The sequence below is a fragment of the Streptomyces sp. NPDC030820 genome (genome assembly GCF_055572075.1).
This window is the reverse complement of sequence record NZ_JBVIEB010000009.1, coordinates 380,388-393,556: the sequence shown is the minus strand read 5'-3', so window position 1 is coordinate 393,556 and position 13,169 is coordinate 380,388. Positions and strand designations below refer to the sequence as shown.

The 13,169-nt window shown below is 70.0% G+C and carries 15 protein-coding genes; 12 read left to right on the top strand and 3 right to left on the bottom strand.

What is annotated here, in order from left to right; all coding sequences use genetic code 11:
• The first annotated feature begins 127 nt into the window (after positions 1-127).
• The 9 genes from ACZ418_RS26355 to ACZ418_RS26315 all read left to right on the top strand — a co-directional run bounded on the left by ACZ418_RS26355 (position 128) and on the right by ACZ418_RS26315 (position 8,593).
• Positions 128-1,351 (top strand): L,D-transpeptidase, encoded by a 1,224-nt coding sequence (locus ACZ418_RS26355; RefSeq protein WP_468367345.1) that lies wholly within the window; start codon positions 128-130, stop codon positions 1,349-1,351.
• 158 nt (positions 1,352-1,509) lie between these two features.
• The gene (locus ACZ418_RS26350) at positions 1,510-2,733 is read left to right on the top strand and encodes a L,D-transpeptidase (RefSeq protein WP_468367342.1); all 1,224 of its coding nucleotides are present in this window, start codon (positions 1,510-1,512) and stop codon (positions 2,731-2,733) included.
• Positions 2,734-2,812: 79 nt separating this feature from the next.
• A complete protein-coding gene (locus ACZ418_RS26345) occupies positions 2,813-3,580 on the top strand; it encodes an enoyl-CoA hydratase/isomerase family protein (RefSeq protein ID WP_468367339.1) in 768 nt (255 codons plus the stop codon).
• A gap of 300 nt (positions 3,581-3,880) precedes the next feature.
• Entirely contained in the window at positions 3,881-4,384 is a 504-nt protein-coding gene (locus ACZ418_RS26340; RefSeq protein WP_468367337.1) for an ATP-binding protein, read from the top strand.
• Between the two features lie 85 nt (positions 4,385-4,469).
• Positions 4,470-5,273, top strand: coding sequence for a polysaccharide deacetylase family protein (locus ACZ418_RS26335; RefSeq protein WP_468367333.1), 804 nt, complete (start codon positions 4,470-4,472; stop codon positions 5,271-5,273).
• A complete protein-coding gene (locus ACZ418_RS26330) occupies positions 5,273-6,460 on the top strand; it encodes a YVTN family beta-propeller repeat protein (protein ID WP_468367330.1) in 1,188 nt (395 codons plus the stop codon). Before ACZ418_RS26335 ends, ACZ418_RS26330 begins: the two co-directional genes overlap by 1 nt.
• 121 nt (positions 6,461-6,581) lie before the next feature.
• Entirely contained in the window at positions 6,582-7,493 is a 912-nt protein-coding gene (locus ACZ418_RS26325; RefSeq protein WP_468367327.1) for a helix-turn-helix domain-containing protein, read from the top strand.
• A gap of 59 nt (positions 7,494-7,552) precedes the next feature.
• Entirely contained in the window at positions 7,553-7,765 is a 213-nt protein-coding gene (locus ACZ418_RS26320; RefSeq protein WP_468367324.1) for an EF-hand domain-containing protein, read from the top strand.
• Positions 7,766-7,930: 165 nt separating this feature from the next.
• Positions 7,931-8,593: an NADPH-dependent F420 reductase gene (locus tag ACZ418_RS26315; RefSeq protein ID WP_468367321.1), complete on the top strand. Its 663-nt coding sequence runs from the start codon at positions 7,931-7,933 to the stop codon at positions 8,591-8,593.
• A gap of 13 nt (positions 8,594-8,606) precedes the next feature.
• On the opposite strand, the gene ACZ418_RS26310 is transcribed toward ACZ418_RS26315, so the two are convergent.
• Complete coding sequence (locus tag ACZ418_RS26310; protein WP_468367318.1) at positions 8,607-9,161, bottom strand: glycoside hydrolase family 25 protein; 555 nt, start codon at positions 9,159-9,161, stop codon at positions 8,607-8,609.
• Positions 9,162-9,197: 36 nt separating this feature from the next.
• Complete coding sequence (locus tag ACZ418_RS26305; RefSeq protein WP_468367315.1) at positions 9,198-10,235, bottom strand: phosphatidylinositol-specific phospholipase C domain-containing protein; 1,038 nt, start codon at positions 10,233-10,235, stop codon at positions 9,198-9,200.
• Positions 10,236-10,388: 153 nt separating this feature from the next.
• On the opposite strand from ACZ418_RS26305, the gene ACZ418_RS26300 reads away from it, so the two are divergent.
• From ACZ418_RS26300 to ACZ418_RS26290, 3 genes are read left to right on the top strand one after another with little or no spacing between them, the layout of a single operon-like run.
• Positions 10,389-10,568, top strand: a complete 180-nt coding sequence (locus tag ACZ418_RS26300; protein ID WP_055704477.1) for a ribbon-helix-helix domain-containing protein — start codon at positions 10,389-10,391, stop codon at positions 10,566-10,568.
• Between the two features lies 1 nt (position 10,569).
• Positions 10,570-10,914 (top strand): VOC family protein, encoded by a 345-nt coding sequence (locus ACZ418_RS26295; protein ID WP_468367311.1) that lies wholly within the window; start codon positions 10,570-10,572, stop codon positions 10,912-10,914.
• A gap of 20 nt (positions 10,915-10,934) precedes the next feature.
• Entirely contained in the window at positions 10,935-11,795 is an 861-nt protein-coding gene (locus ACZ418_RS26290) for a class I SAM-dependent methyltransferase (RefSeq protein WP_468367308.1), read from the top strand.
• A 5-nt stretch (positions 11,796-11,800) separates the two neighbouring features.
• Here ACZ418_RS26290 and ACZ418_RS26285 read toward each other — a convergent pair whose 3' ends face one another.
• A complete protein-coding gene (locus ACZ418_RS26285; protein ID WP_468367305.1) occupies positions 11,801-13,168 on the bottom strand; it encodes an L-serine ammonia-lyase in 1,368 nt (455 codons plus the stop codon).
• Between the last annotated feature and the right edge of the window lies 1 nt (position 13,169).

Genomic DNA, 13,169 nt, shown 5'->3' with positions numbered 1-13,169 from the left:
GATCCAGGAGGGCGCCCCCTCCGGCGCAGGCGCGGCGGCTCCCCAGCGTGTCGTCCTTCCCTCTGTTCTGCCCAGTGCGTGCGTCGCACTCACGTTTCCCCGGAGCGGGCCCGTCGTTGAGACCCGCGTGAGGCACGAACAAGGACGCGCGCGGCGCTCAAGGGTCGCGCTGGCCGCCGTACTGACATCGGCGGCACTGCTGGCAGGGTGCTCCTTCGGGAGCTCCGGGACGCTCGGGCTGGACGGAGCGCCCGGCAAACCCCCGGCACCCGAGGACGTCATCCACGTCACCCCCGACGACGACAGCAGGGGCGTCCGCCCCGACCAGCCGCTGCGGGTCGAGGTACCCGACGGGCGGCTGCGGAAGGTGACCGTCGTCAGGTCGCAGGACGCACAGGACTCCCCGGTGCCCGGGCACATCGGCGCCGACGGACGGACCTGGGAGCCGGACGGGGACCGGCTGGCGCTCGCCGCCAAGTACACCGTCGACGTCGTGGCGCAGGACGCGGCCGGCCGCCGCTCGGCCCGGCACACCACCTTCACCACGCTCGTCCCCGACGAGCGGTTCATCGGCTACGTCACCCCGGAGAACCGTGCCGTCGTCGGCACCGGCATGATCGTCTCGATCGACTTCAGCCGGGAGATCACCGACCGGGCCGCCGTCGAACGCGCCGTCCGGGTCAGCGCGCGGCCCCCCGTCGAGATCCGCCCGCACTGGTTCGGCAACAGCCGGCTCGACTTCCGGCCCGAGCAGTACTGGAAGCCCGGCACCGAGGTCAGCGTCGACCTGAACCTGCGGGACGTCCAAGGAGCGCCCGGTGTCTACGGGTTGCAGGACAAGACCTTCGCCTTCACCGTCGGCCGCAGCCAGGTCTCGCTGGTCGACGCCGCCAGGCACACCATGCAGGTGCGCCGGGACGGCCGGCTGCTCGCCACCGTGCCGATCACCGCGGGCGCCCCGAAGAACCCGACGTACAACGGCAAGATGGTGGTGATGGACATGCTGGACGTCACCCGTATGAACAGCCGCACGGTCGGCTTCGGCGGCGAGTACGACATCCCCGACGTCCCGCACGCCATGAAGCTCACCGACTCCGGCACCTTCGTGCACGGCAACTACTGGTCACCGGGCGCCCCGGGGCGGGTCAACGTCAGCCACGGCTGCGTGGGCCTCAGGGACGTCAAGGGCGGGAGTTCGGACACCCCGGCCGGCTGGTTCTTCGACCGCAGTCTCGTCGGTGACGTCATCGAGGTCGTGGGCAGCCAGGAGAAGACCGTCGCCCCCGACAACGGGCTCGGCGGGTGGAACATGACCTGGCAGGAGTGGAAAGCGGGCAGCGCGGTGAAGTAACCAGGTGAGGGGGCCCGGTTTCGGGCGGCGGTGCGGGCGGAAGTTGCGACGGAACGGTGACAGTCGCCTGACACCCCGCTCAAAACCAGGCGGTTAATATGCGCGCACCAATGTGGTGGGGAGCGGGCCTGGGCCAGGCCCGGCGAGGGGAGACCAACTTGAACATGCGGCCTATATCGGGGGCGTCGGTGGGGCGAGGCCGTAAGGGGCTGGTGCTCATATCCGGCGCCCTGGTGCTCTCCCTCGCGGCGTGCGGCGGGGGCGGCGGCAAGGGCTCGGCCGGCAAGGCCAAGGACTCCAGCACCCAGCAGGGCAAGCAGCAGTCCACCGCCGCCGTCACCATATCGCCGAAGTCCGGTGCCACCGGCGTCGACACCAACGGCGCGCTCAAGGTGAGCGTCGCCAAGGGCAAGCTGACCGAGGTCACCGTCAAGGACGCCAAGGGCGCCACGGTCGCCGGCAGCATCACCGGCGGGGGCGCGTCCTGGACGCCGTCGACCCATCTGGCCGCGTCCACCAAGTACACGGTGCACGCGGTCGCCAAGGACTCCGAGGGCCGCGAGGCCGCCGAGGACTCCACGTTCACCACGCTGACCCCGAAGAACACCTTCCTCGGCTACTTCACCCCCGAGGACGGCTCCACCGTCGGCGTCGGCATGCCGTTCTCCGTCAACTTCACCCGGGGCATCACGAACCCGCAGGCCGTCGAGAAGGCCATCAAGATCAGGACCGAGCCGGCCGTCGACGTCGAGGGCCACTGGTTCGGCAACGACCGCCTGGACTTCCGCCCCCAGCAGTACTGGAAGGAAGGCACCAAGGTCACCGTCGACTTCGATCTCGACGGGGTCGAGGGCCGCGACGGCGTCTACGGCAAGCAGCACAGGACGATCAAGTTCACCATCGGCCGCAACCAGGTCTCCGTCGTGGACGCCAAGAAGCACACGATGAAGGTCACCCAGGACGGCAAGGTCATCAGGACCATCCCGGTCACCACCGGCAAGCCCGGCTACGACACCTGGAACGGCCAGATGGTCATCAGCGAGAAGCTGACGGTCACCCGCATGAACGGCGACACGGTCGGCTACGGCGGCGAGTACGACATCAAGGACGTCCCGCACGCCATGCGCCTGACCACGTCCGGCACCTTCCTGCACGGCAACTACTGGGGCGGCGGCGCCTTCGGCAACTACAACGCCAGCCACGGCTGCGTCGGCCTGCGCGACGTGCGCGGCGGCTCCGACAGCTCCACCCCGGCGGCCTGGATGTTCAACCACTCGATCATCGGCGACGTGGTCATCGTGAAGAACGCCCACGACCGCACGGTGGACCCGTCGAACGGGCTCAACGGGTGGAACATGTCGTGGGCGGACTGGACGAAGTAGACCTCCACCGACGTACGGACCCGGTGCTGTGAGGTACGGCACCGGGTCCGTTGCCGTTAGTGCCCGTTAACCTGCCTCCATGACCGTCACTCTCGAAGTCGCCGAAGGCGTCGGAACCCTGCGTCTCGACCGGCCGCCGATGAACGCGCTGGACGTCGCCACCCAGGACCGGCTGAAGGAGCTCGCCGAGGAGGCCACGCGCCGCGACGACGTGCGCGCCGTGGTCATCTACGGCGGCGAGCGGGTGTTCGCGGCGGGCGCGGACATCAAGGAAATGCAGAACATGGACCACACCGCGATGGTCCTGCGCGCCCGCGCCCTGCAGGACTCCTTCACCGCCGTGGCCCGCATCCCCAAGCCCGTCGTCGCCGCCATCACCGGCTACGCCCTCGGCGGCGGCTGCGAACTGGCCCTGTGCGCCGACTACCGCATCGCCGCCGAGAACGCCAAGCTCGGCCAGCCCGAGATCCTGCTCGGCCTGATCCCGGGCGCCGGCGGCACCCAGCGGCTGCCCCGGCTGGTCGGACCGTCCAAGGCCAAGGACCTCATCTTCACGGGCCGTCAGGTGAGGGCCGACGAGGCCCTCGCGATCGGCCTGGTGGACCGGGTCGTCCCGGCCGCCGAGGTGTACGAGCAGGCGCACGCCTGGGCCGCGAGGCTCGCCCAGGGCCCGGCGATCGCCCTGCGCGCGGCGAAGGAGTCCGTCGACACCGGCCTGGAGACCGACATCGACACCGGCCTCGCCGTGGAACGGAACTGGTTCGCGGGCCTGTTCGCCACCGAGGACCGCGAGATCGGCATGCGCAGCTTCGTGGAGGAGGGCCCCGGCAAGGCCAAGTTCCGCTGAACGTCAGCGGTGTGAACTTCCCCCGTAACTCCCTTGAGTCCCCTTGCAATTGACGCATCGCGCATCCGGGGTCCCTCGATGGGGCGGTTTATGGGAGCCTTAAGGCAACCTTAAGCCTGCCTCGTCGAGGGAGCCTGACGATTGCCCGAAAGTGAGCCGCCTTCGCAGGTCAACCGGGTTGTACCGGCGAGTGACATGCCGTCGGCATATGCCGGTCGCTCGGCGGAGAACGGGGGCGCGCAAGGGGCGTATTCCTCCGGAACGGCCCCCAAGACGGCTCCGGGCCGCCATCATGGGGGCATGGCGGGGCTGGAGGGCATCGAACAGCCGCGGGGACACAGCCGTGCGGCCGCGGCACGCTGGTCGCCCGCGGTCGAGGACGAACAGGCGCTCAAGGCGCTCGAACTGTTCGGCAACCCGACGGAGGCGGAGGTGCCGCTGCCGTCCCGCCCGGAGTCCGCGGCGACCGCCCGCCGGCTCGCCCAGGTCGTGGTGCTGCGCACCTGGCGGCTCAGTCCCAAGCTGACCGAGGACGCCGTCTTACTCGTGTCCGAACTCGTCGGCAACGCCGTACGGCACACCGGCGCCCGGGTGTTCGGCCTGCGGATGCGCCGCCGCCCCGGCTGGATCCGGGTGGAGGTCCGCGACCCCTCGCGCGGCCTGCCCTGTCTGATGCCGGTCCAGGAGATGGACGTCAGCGGCCGGGGCCTCTTCCTCGTGGACAAGCTCTCCGACCGGTGGGGCGTGGACCTGCTGCCGAGGGGCAAGACGACCTGGTTCGAGATGCGGGTGGCCGACAGGTAGCGAGGGAATGTCATTCGCCCTACCGCGACCCGAAATCGTCCCCCTTTCGGGGCAATCGGCGGTTTTCTTACCTAACGCGCCTTAAATGGTGCGGGTGACCACCACCAACCGACGCGGGGTGCTGCGCGCGGGCGCCGGGCTCGTCGCCGGCGGCGCGCTCGCCGCCGGTTGCGGCGCAGGCCAGGCCGCCCCGCCCAACGCCCCACACTCCGCGGCCCCGTCCGGCACATCCTCCGGCCGGCGCGCGGCCGGCGCGCCCACGGCGCCCGCCCCCCGCGCCTACCCCCGTCAGCCCGCCCAGATCACCCACGGCCCGCGCACCCGCCCCCAGGTCGCCCTCACCTTCCACGGCCAGGGCGACCCCCGTCTCGCCCACTCCCTGCTCGATACCGCCGAGCAGCACGGCGCCCGGCTCACCGTGCTCGCCGTCGGCACCTGGCTGGACGAACACCCGGACATCGCCCGCCGGATCCTCGACGGCGGCCACGACCTCGGCAACCACACCCAACGGCACATCTCCATCAACGGCATGGCCGAGGCGGACGCCCGCAAGGAGATCACCGACTGCGCGGACCGGCTGAAGCGGCTCACCGGTTCCATCGGCACCTGGTTCCGCCCCTCCCGCTCGCCGACCGCCTCCCCGCTGGTCGCCCGGATCGCCCGCGCCGCCGGCTACCCGCATGTGCTGTCGTACGACGTCGACTCGCTCGACTACACCCGGCCTGGCGCCGCCGCCGTCACCCGCAAGGTTCTTGCCGAAGTGCGCAGCGGGTCGGTGGTGAGCATGCACTTCGGGTACCCGGACACGGTCGCCGCCCTGCCCGACCTCCTCCACGAACTCGGCCGCCGCAACCTGCGCGCGGTCACCACCACGGAGCTGCTGAGCTGATGCGAACCACGAAAGCCGCCCGGCTGCTGGCCGCCGGTGCCGCCCTCACCGCCCTGACGCTGCTGTCCGCGTGCAGCTCGGAGTCACAGCACCACACGGACGAGGCCTTGGTCAGCAAGGCGCCGGCCCAGCCGGGCAACGGCAAGCGGCAGGTGAACGTGCTGCCCGGGATGCCCCCGGTCCAGAACCCGAAGGACCTCTACGCCGCCGACCGTCCGAACCAGCTCTCCCCGGTCGTCAGGGACTTCCCGTCCCGGGTGTACGTCCCCAACACCAACTCCGACACCGTCACCGTCATCGATCCGAAGACCTACAAGGTCATCGAGACGATCCCGGTCGGCCACCAGCCCCAGCACGTCGTGCCGTCCTGGGACCTGAAGACCCTCTGGGTCAACAACGACCTCGGCAACAGCCTCACCCCCATCGACCCGAAGACCGGCCAGGCCGGAAAGCCGGTCGCCGTGCACGACCCGTACAACCTGTACTTCACGCCTGATGGCAAGTACGCCGTCGTCATGGCCTCCAAGGACCGCCAGCTGGTCTTCCGCGACGCGCACACCATGAAGGTCGTCAAGGCCGTGCCGGTCAGCTGCTACGGCGTCAACCACGCCGACTTCTCCCCGGACGGCCGGTACTTCATCGTCTCCTGCGAGTTCAGCGGCGAGGTCCTCAAGGTCGACACCGCGAAGATGAAGGTCGTCCGTCAGGAGCGGCTGCCGTACGACGGCGCGATGCCGCAGGACGTCAAGATCTCACCGGACGGCAAGCTGTTCTACATCGCCGACATGGTCGCCAACGGCCTGTGGATCCTCGACGGCGACAAGTTCACCAAGCCCCGCTTCCTCTACACCGGCAAGGGCGCCCACGGCCTCTACGTCAGCCGCGACTCCCGCGAGATGTACATCTCCAACCGGGGCGAGGGCACCATCTCCCTCTTCGACTTCACCAAGAAGCGGCTCACCAAGAAGTGGCATCTGCCCGGTGGCGGCAGCCCCGACATGGGCGGCGTCTCCGCCGACGGCAAGGTGCTGTGGCTGTCCGGCCGCTACGACGGCGAGGTGTACGCCATCGACACCCGGACCGGTAAGGAACTGGCCCGCATCAAGGTCGGCAGCGGCCCGCACGGCCTCGCCGTCTACCCGCAGCCGGGCCGCTACTCGCTCGGGCACACCGGCATTTTCCGCTGACCGTAGGCAGTTGGGCCGCGGCGTCGCCATCCCCGGCGGCGTCGCCCACGGGCCGTCGGGGAGCCGGTCCGCGGGCCCGCTCCTTGAGTCTCCACCCACTGGAAGGCGCAGACTCGCCGACATGACGGAAGACGGCACCGGACTTCTCACCATCGGCGAGCTGGCCCGGGCCACCGGGCTGACCGTGCGCACCATCCGCTACTGGTCCGACGAGGGCGTCCTCACCCCGGTGACCCGGTCCTCCGGCGGCTACCGGCTCTACGACAGCGCCGCCGTGGCCCGCCTGGAGCTGATCCGCACCCTGCGCGAGCTGGGTCTCGGCCTGGACGACGTACGCAAGGTGCTGGCCGGGGAGCGGACGGTCGCCGAGGTCGCGGCCACCCATGTCGCGGCCCTGGACGCGCAGATCAGGTCGCTGAAGGTGACCCGCGCGGTGCTGTCGACGGTCGCCCGGCGGGGCTCGACGGCTCAGGAGACGACTCTCATGAACAAACTGGCGCGGCTGTCGGCCGCGGAGCGGCAGCGGATCGTGGACGACTTCGTGGCGGAGATCTTCCACGGGCTCGACACCGCCGACCCCTGGATCCGGGAGCGGACCCGGACCCTCGGCGTGGCCCTGCCGGAGGACCCCACCCCGGCGCAGGTCGACGCCTGGGTGGAGCTGGCGGAGCTGCTGCAGAACCCTGACTTCCGGGTCGCTATGCGCCGGATGATCGAGTTCAACGCCGCCGACCGCACCCCGGACACCCCGGCCGGCGCCTCGGCGATGTTCTTCAAGCGGCTGGTCGAGCTGGTCGGCGCCGCACGGGAACGCGGAGTGACCCCGCGCTCACCCGAGGCGGACGCCGTCCTGACCGAACTGCTCGGTGCGGACGCCGACCGTGCGGCCGTGCTCCGCCGTATCGACCTCGGCAACGAGGTCGCCCGCTACCGGGAGTTGGCCGCCGCGATCAAGGGCGAGCAGGAGCCCCCGAAGTTCCAGGAGGAGTTCGCCTGGGTGGTCGCGGCACTGAAGGCCTGGCCGGGCCGTTAATCTGACCAGCGTCAGTACGCCAGCACGGCATGAGAAAAACGACCAAAAGGGGCGGATCGGTGGCGGACATCGAGGAAGCACGCAAGCAGTTCCAGCGGATCGACGCGGACGGTGACGGATTCATCACCGCCGCAGAGTTCAAGTCCGCCCTGGCCCAGGAGGGCGACTGGAACGTCACGGAGTCGGTCGCCGAGGCCATCATCAAGCAGCGCGACCTCAACGGCGACAAGGTCCTGTCGTTCGACGAGTTCTGGGCGTACCTGAACAAGTGACGTGCCGGGAGGGGCCCTCACCGCGGTGCGGGCCCCTTCGCCGCGACCGGGGCCTCCGAGCGCGTTCACCCGATCGCCGCAGCGACGGAATAGCACCCACGCCCAAGGGGTTGTCGCCCGGGACAGACGCATGCGCACGCATACAATCATCCCGGAGGGCCTGTCATGAAGATCGGCATCATCGGCGCGGGGAACATCGGCGGCAACCTCACCCGGAGGCTCACCGCCCTCGGCCACGAGGTGTCCGTGGCCAACTCCCGCGGCCCCGAGACGCTCAGGGAACTGGCCGAGGAGACCGGAGCGACCGCGGTCCGGGCCGAGGACGCGGCCAAGGGCGCCGAGGTGGTGGTCGTCACCGTCCCCCTCAAGGCGGTCCCGAACCTCCCCTCCGGCCTGCTGGACGGCGCCGCCGAGGACGTGGCCGTGATCGACACCGGTAACTACTACCCGCGCGAGCGCGACGGCCGGATCGCCGGCATCGAGGACGAGGGCCGCACCGAGAGCCGCTGGACCGAAGGGCACCTCGGCCACCCGGTGATCAAGGCCTTCAACGGCACCTACGCCCAGGACATCCTGGACCGCCCCCGCCCCGCGGGAGACCCCGAGCGCATCGCCCTGCCGGTGGCCGGCGACGACGAGGCGGCCAAGGCGAAGGTCCGCGCCCTGATCGACGAACTCGGCTTCGACACGGTCGACGCAGGCGGCCTCGACGACTCCTGGCGCCAGCAGCCCGGCACCCCCGTCTACGGCCTCCGCGCCGACGTGGAGGGAGTGAAGAAGGCGCTCACGGCGGCCTCCCCGGAACGCCCGGCGGACTTCCGGGGCTGAGCTCCGCGCGGCCCTACGGCGTGGCCCACTCCTTCAGCGCGGCTTTGCTGGAGAAGTCGGCCACGTCCTTGTCGTGGGGCTCACTGGTGTACTGGTGGAAGCGCCAGTGCGCCTTGATGCGGGGGTGGCCGGCGGTGACGTAGTCGGCGATCCAGAGGCCGTCGCCCGCGTAGGAGGTCGTGTCGACGGTCAGCCAGAAGTCGCGATTGCAGTAGAGCAGAACCCGGTTGTGCGGCCGTAATTCCTTCAGCGTGCGGATGAAGTGGTCCTTCTCCGCGTTGCTCGCGTGAGTGCCGTCGCCGGTGGTCTCCCAGTCGACCGCCAGGAGGTCGCCGGCGCGTTCCGGGGCGTGCTGGACGAAGTACTCGGCCTGGGCGGTGACGTTGCCGGGCCACAGGAAGTGGTAGAAGCCGACGACCAGTCCGGCGTCGCGGCCCCGCTTGGTCTGGGCGGTGAGCCGGGGATTGACGTACGAACGGCCCTCCGTCGCCTTGATGAAGACGAAGGAGAGGCCGTCCGTGCCGTACGCGGAGGATTGGAAGGCACTTACGTCGATGCCGTGCAGCATGTAGGGGTTGTGCCCCCTGCGCCCGCATCCGGAACCTCAGCTTCGGGTGGTCACCTCGCTCAGCACCGACGCGGACTTCGCCGACCAGTCGGAGGTGATGATGCTCGCGTGATCCCTGGCCAGCAGGGCCAGCCGGGCGGCGACTTCGGCGTCCGTCGGGTCGGTGGAGGAGATGGCGGGGGAGACGTTGTAGGCCCCGGTCATGATCGAGATGTAGTGGTTCGTGGAGTAGAACGACGTGTCGTACCCGTTGTTCACGTAGGTCGCCGCGTCACCGTCGAAGAACACGAACCAGGGCCGGATCGAGGTGTCCGAGCTCCAGCGGGCCGAGCGCGGGTCGCCGTTCGCCGCGCCCAGCACCGCCGGGAAGGCCTCGGCCTGTGAGATGTTCCCGGCCCCGTACAGGTCGCGCAGATGGTCGCCGTACTCCTGGTCCGTCCAGTAGTGGTCGAAGGGGTTGTTCATCTCCACGGTGCCGGGGATCACCTCGAAGATGAACTTGCCCTTGAGGGAGTCGCGGCTGGGCCAGGCGTTGGCCCTGGCGGCCGCGTCCAGCGTGCTGTAGGTGCCGCCCAGCAGGTCGGCCGGCTTGTAGACGCTGCTGCCGAGCTTCTGGTGGATCAGCGTGTCGAACTCGTCCGGCCCGAGCCCGGCGTTGTTGTTGAAGCCGACCTTCATCTCGATCTTGAAGACGATCGGCGGGTGGTCGGGGTGGAGCTGGTTCCAGGCCGCGATGTTGTCCAGGCAGCTGCCGAAGTCCTGGTTGCGGTTCTTGCTGTACAGCTCGCTCGGGGTCTTGGCCGCCTCGCAGTTGTTGTCGTCGCCCAGCGGATTGCTGTGGCTGACCCGCCAGCGGTGACTGATGCTGTCCACGTACACGTCCAGCTCCAGCAGCGAGGCGCCGGAGTCCAGCGCCTGTGCGAAGTAGGTGTACTTGGCCTTGTCGTACGCGTTGTGCGTGCCGATCGCCGTCGTCTCGGAGAACTTCGGCGCCGCCGCGTGGGCGTTGCCCGGCCCCACCATCAGCAGAGCACCGGCACCCACGAGCGCCGCCAGCCGTCTCACCGCACCCATTGCTCAACTCCCTTTTGTTGTCGCCGAGTTGGCGGCAGCGTAAGAGCGAGCGGTTACTGCGCGGTAGCCCCCGGAGGAACATCGGCCACTCTCCGGCCGTCGCGTGGCCCGTCACCGCTGGCGGCTAGATTGCTAGCATGCTAGCCTCGGAGTGTGGGTGATGAGGAAGTCAAGCAGTTCAACGTGTACCTGCCGATCGGACTGATCAAGCAGGTCAAGTACCGCGCCATCGAGTCGGGCATGTCCTTGTCGGCACTGGTCGCAGAAGCGCTGCGCGCCTACCTCGACGACGCCCATGGGCAGGAACAGCAGTCGACCGAGAAGGAGAGCTGACATGGCGACCGAAGGCATCGAGGCCGTGTTCCTGGAGACCCACAACTGGGGCAGGGCGGCGAAGTTCTTCCAGGCGCTCGGTTACGAGCTGGAGTTCGCGACCGACCACAACTCCGGCCAGTTCCGCATCGGCGACGGGCCGTACGTGTTCATCGCCGAGGTCCCCGAGGACCGTGCGCCGCGGACACAGATCGTGCTGAGGGTGCCGGACGCGGACGCGTTCCGCGCCGATCCCGAAGTCGAGGTGGTCACGCCGTTCGAGGACACCCACTTCGGGACCCGGATGATGACGGTCCGCGACCCCGACGGGCGGCTGTGGAGCCTCCAGGCCCCCGCGGCGAAGTGACGGGGACGGGAAGCGGCGCCATGACCGACGAGCGAGGCGGGACACCGGACAACACCGCCGTGCGGTGCGCCCTGTGGCGGGCGATGCACGTCCAGGTCGATCCGCCGCCCCATGTCCTGGAGGACGAGATCGGTCTGCGGCTCGTTTCCCCCGGCGACGGCTGGCGCGACCGCCCGGACATGGACCCGCAGGGCACCCGCGGATTCCGGGCCGCCATGGTGGCCCGCGCCCGCTTCATCGAGGACCTGGTCGCCGAGCAGGCGGACCGGGGCGTCGACCAGTACGTCCTCCTCGGCGCCGGCCTCGACACCTTCGCCCAGCGCAGACCGGAGACCGCGTCCCGGCTGCACGTCTTCGAGGTGGACCAGCCCGGCACGCAGAACTTCAAGCGTCGGCGCCTCGCCGAACTCGGCTACGGCATCCCGGACCGGCTGCACCTGGTGCCGGTCGACTTCGAGGCGAGCGCCGGGACCTGGCCGGAGCAGCTCACCGCGGCCGGATTCGACCCCGGCCGGCCGGCGGTCGTCGCCTCGTCCGGCGTCACGATGTACCTCACCAAGGACGCCACCGCTGCCACCCTGCGCCAACTCGCCGGGCTCGCCCCCGGCTCGACCCTCGCCATGACCTTCCTGCTGCCGGAGGACCTGGTGGCCGAGGCCGACCGCGCCGGCCTCAAGGCGAGCGAGGCGGGCGCCCGGGCATCCGGCACGCCGTTCCTCAGCTTCTACACCCCCGACGAGATGCTGACCCTGGCCCACGAGGCCGGCTTCAGGGAGGCCCACCACATCCCGGGCGCCTCACACGCCGAGCGCTACTTCACCGGCCGCACCGACGGCCTGCGCCCGTCAACCGGGGAGGACCTGCTGCTGGCCCGGACCTGACAGCGTCAGCACTCGATGATGTTGACCGCCAGCCCGCCCCGCGCCGTCTCCTTGTACTTCACGGACATGTCCGCGCCGGTGTCCTTCATGGTCTTGATGACCTTGTCCAGGGACACCTTGTGGGAGCCGTCGCCGCGCATGGCCATCTTCGCCGCGGTGACCGCCTTCACCGCGGCCATGCCGTTGCGCTCGATGCACGGGATCTGGACCAGGCCGCCGACCGGGTCGCAGGTCAGGCCGAGGTTGTGCTCCATGCCGATCTCGGCCGCGTTCTCGACCTGCTCCGGGGAGCCGCCCAGCACCTCGGCCAGCGCGCCCGCGGCCATCGAGCAGGCGGAGCCGACCTCGCCCTGGCAGCCGACCTCGGCGCCGGAGATGGAGGCGTTCTCCTTGAAGAGCATGCCGATGGCGCCGGCGGCGAGGAGGAAGCGGACCACCCCGTCCTCGTCGGCGCCGGGGACGAAGTTGATGTAGTAGTGCAGGACCGCCGGGATGATGCCGGCCGCGCCGTTCGTGGGGGCGGTCACCACCCGGCCGCCGGCCGCGTTCTCCTCGTTCACCGCCATCGCGTAGAGCGTGATCCACTCCATGGCGTGGGCCAGCGGGTCGCCCTCGGCGCGCAGCTGCCGGGCGGAGACGGCCGCGCGGCGGCGCACCTTCAGGCCGCCGGGCAGGATGCCCTCACGGGACATGCCGCGCCGGACGCACTCGCGCATCACCCGCCAGATCTCCAGCAGGCCCGCGCGGATCTCCTCCTCCGTGCGCCAGGCCCGCTCGTTCTCCAGCATCAGGGAGGAGATCGACAGGCCGGTGTCCTTCGTCAGGCGGAGCAGCTCGTCGCCCGTGCGGAAGGGGTACTTCAGGACCGTGTCGTCCAGCTTGATCCGGTCCGCGCCGACCGCCTCCTCGTCCACGACGAAGCCGCCGCCGACCGAGTAGTACGTCTTCGACAACAGCTCCGCGCCGGAGGCGTCGTACGCCCACAGCGTCATGCCGTTGGCGTGGTACGGCAGGGCCTTGCGGCGGTGCAGCACGAGATCCTTGTCGAAGTCGAACGCGATCTCGTGCTCGCCCAGGAGACTGATCCGGCCCTCGGCCTTGATCGCCTCCACCCGCGCGTCCGCCGTCTCCACGTCCACCGTGCGCGGCGAGTCGCCGGTCAGGCCGAGCAGGACGGCCTTCGGGGTGCCGTGGCCGTGTCCGGTCGCGCCCAGGGAGCCGTACAGCTCCGTCCGGACGGTGGCGGTCTTTTCCAGCAGCCCTTCGTTGCGCAGGCGGCGGGCGAACATCCGCGCCGCGCGCATCGGGCCCACCGTGTGGGAGCTGGACGGGCCGATGCCGATCGAGAACAGGTCGAAGACCGAGATGGCCACG

What these genes read in the sequence shown, in the direction of transcription:
- ACZ418_RS26345 (WP_468367339.1), top strand. Translation starts at nt 2,813, where the DNA reads ATGACCGTCACTCTCGAAGTCGCCGAAGGCGTCGGAACCCTGCGTCTC.
- ACZ418_RS26340 (WP_468367337.1), top strand. Translation starts at nt 3,881, where the DNA reads ATGGCGGGGCTGGAGGGCATCGAACAGCCGCGGGGACACAGCCGTGCG.
- ACZ418_RS26335 (WP_468367333.1), top strand. Translation starts at nt 4,470, where the DNA reads ATGGTGCGGGTGACCACCACCAACCGACGCGGGGTGCTGCGCGCGGGC.
- ACZ418_RS26330 (WP_468367330.1), top strand. Translation starts at nt 5,273, where the DNA reads ATGCGAACCACGAAAGCCGCCCGGCTGCTGGCCGCCGGTGCCGCCCTC.
- ACZ418_RS26325 (WP_468367327.1), top strand. Translation starts at nt 6,582, where the DNA reads ATGACGGAAGACGGCACCGGACTTCTCACCATCGGCGAGCTGGCCCGG.
- ACZ418_RS26315 (WP_468367321.1), top strand. Translation starts at nt 7,931, where the DNA reads ATGAAGATCGGCATCATCGGCGCGGGGAACATCGGCGGCAACCTCACC.
- ACZ418_RS26310 (WP_468367318.1), bottom strand. Translation starts at nt 9,161, where the DNA reads ATGCTGCACGGCATCGACGTAAGTGCCTTCCAATCCTCCGCGTACGGC.
- ACZ418_RS26305 (WP_468367315.1), bottom strand. Translation starts at nt 10,235, where the DNA reads ATGGGTGCGGTGAGACGGCTGGCGGCGCTCGTGGGTGCCGGTGCTCTG.
- ACZ418_RS26295 (WP_468367311.1), top strand. Translation starts at nt 10,570, where the DNA reads ATGGCGACCGAAGGCATCGAGGCCGTGTTCCTGGAGACCCACAACTGG.
- ACZ418_RS26290 (WP_468367308.1), top strand. Translation starts at nt 10,935, where the DNA reads ATGACCGACGAGCGAGGCGGGACACCGGACAACACCGCCGTGCGGTGC.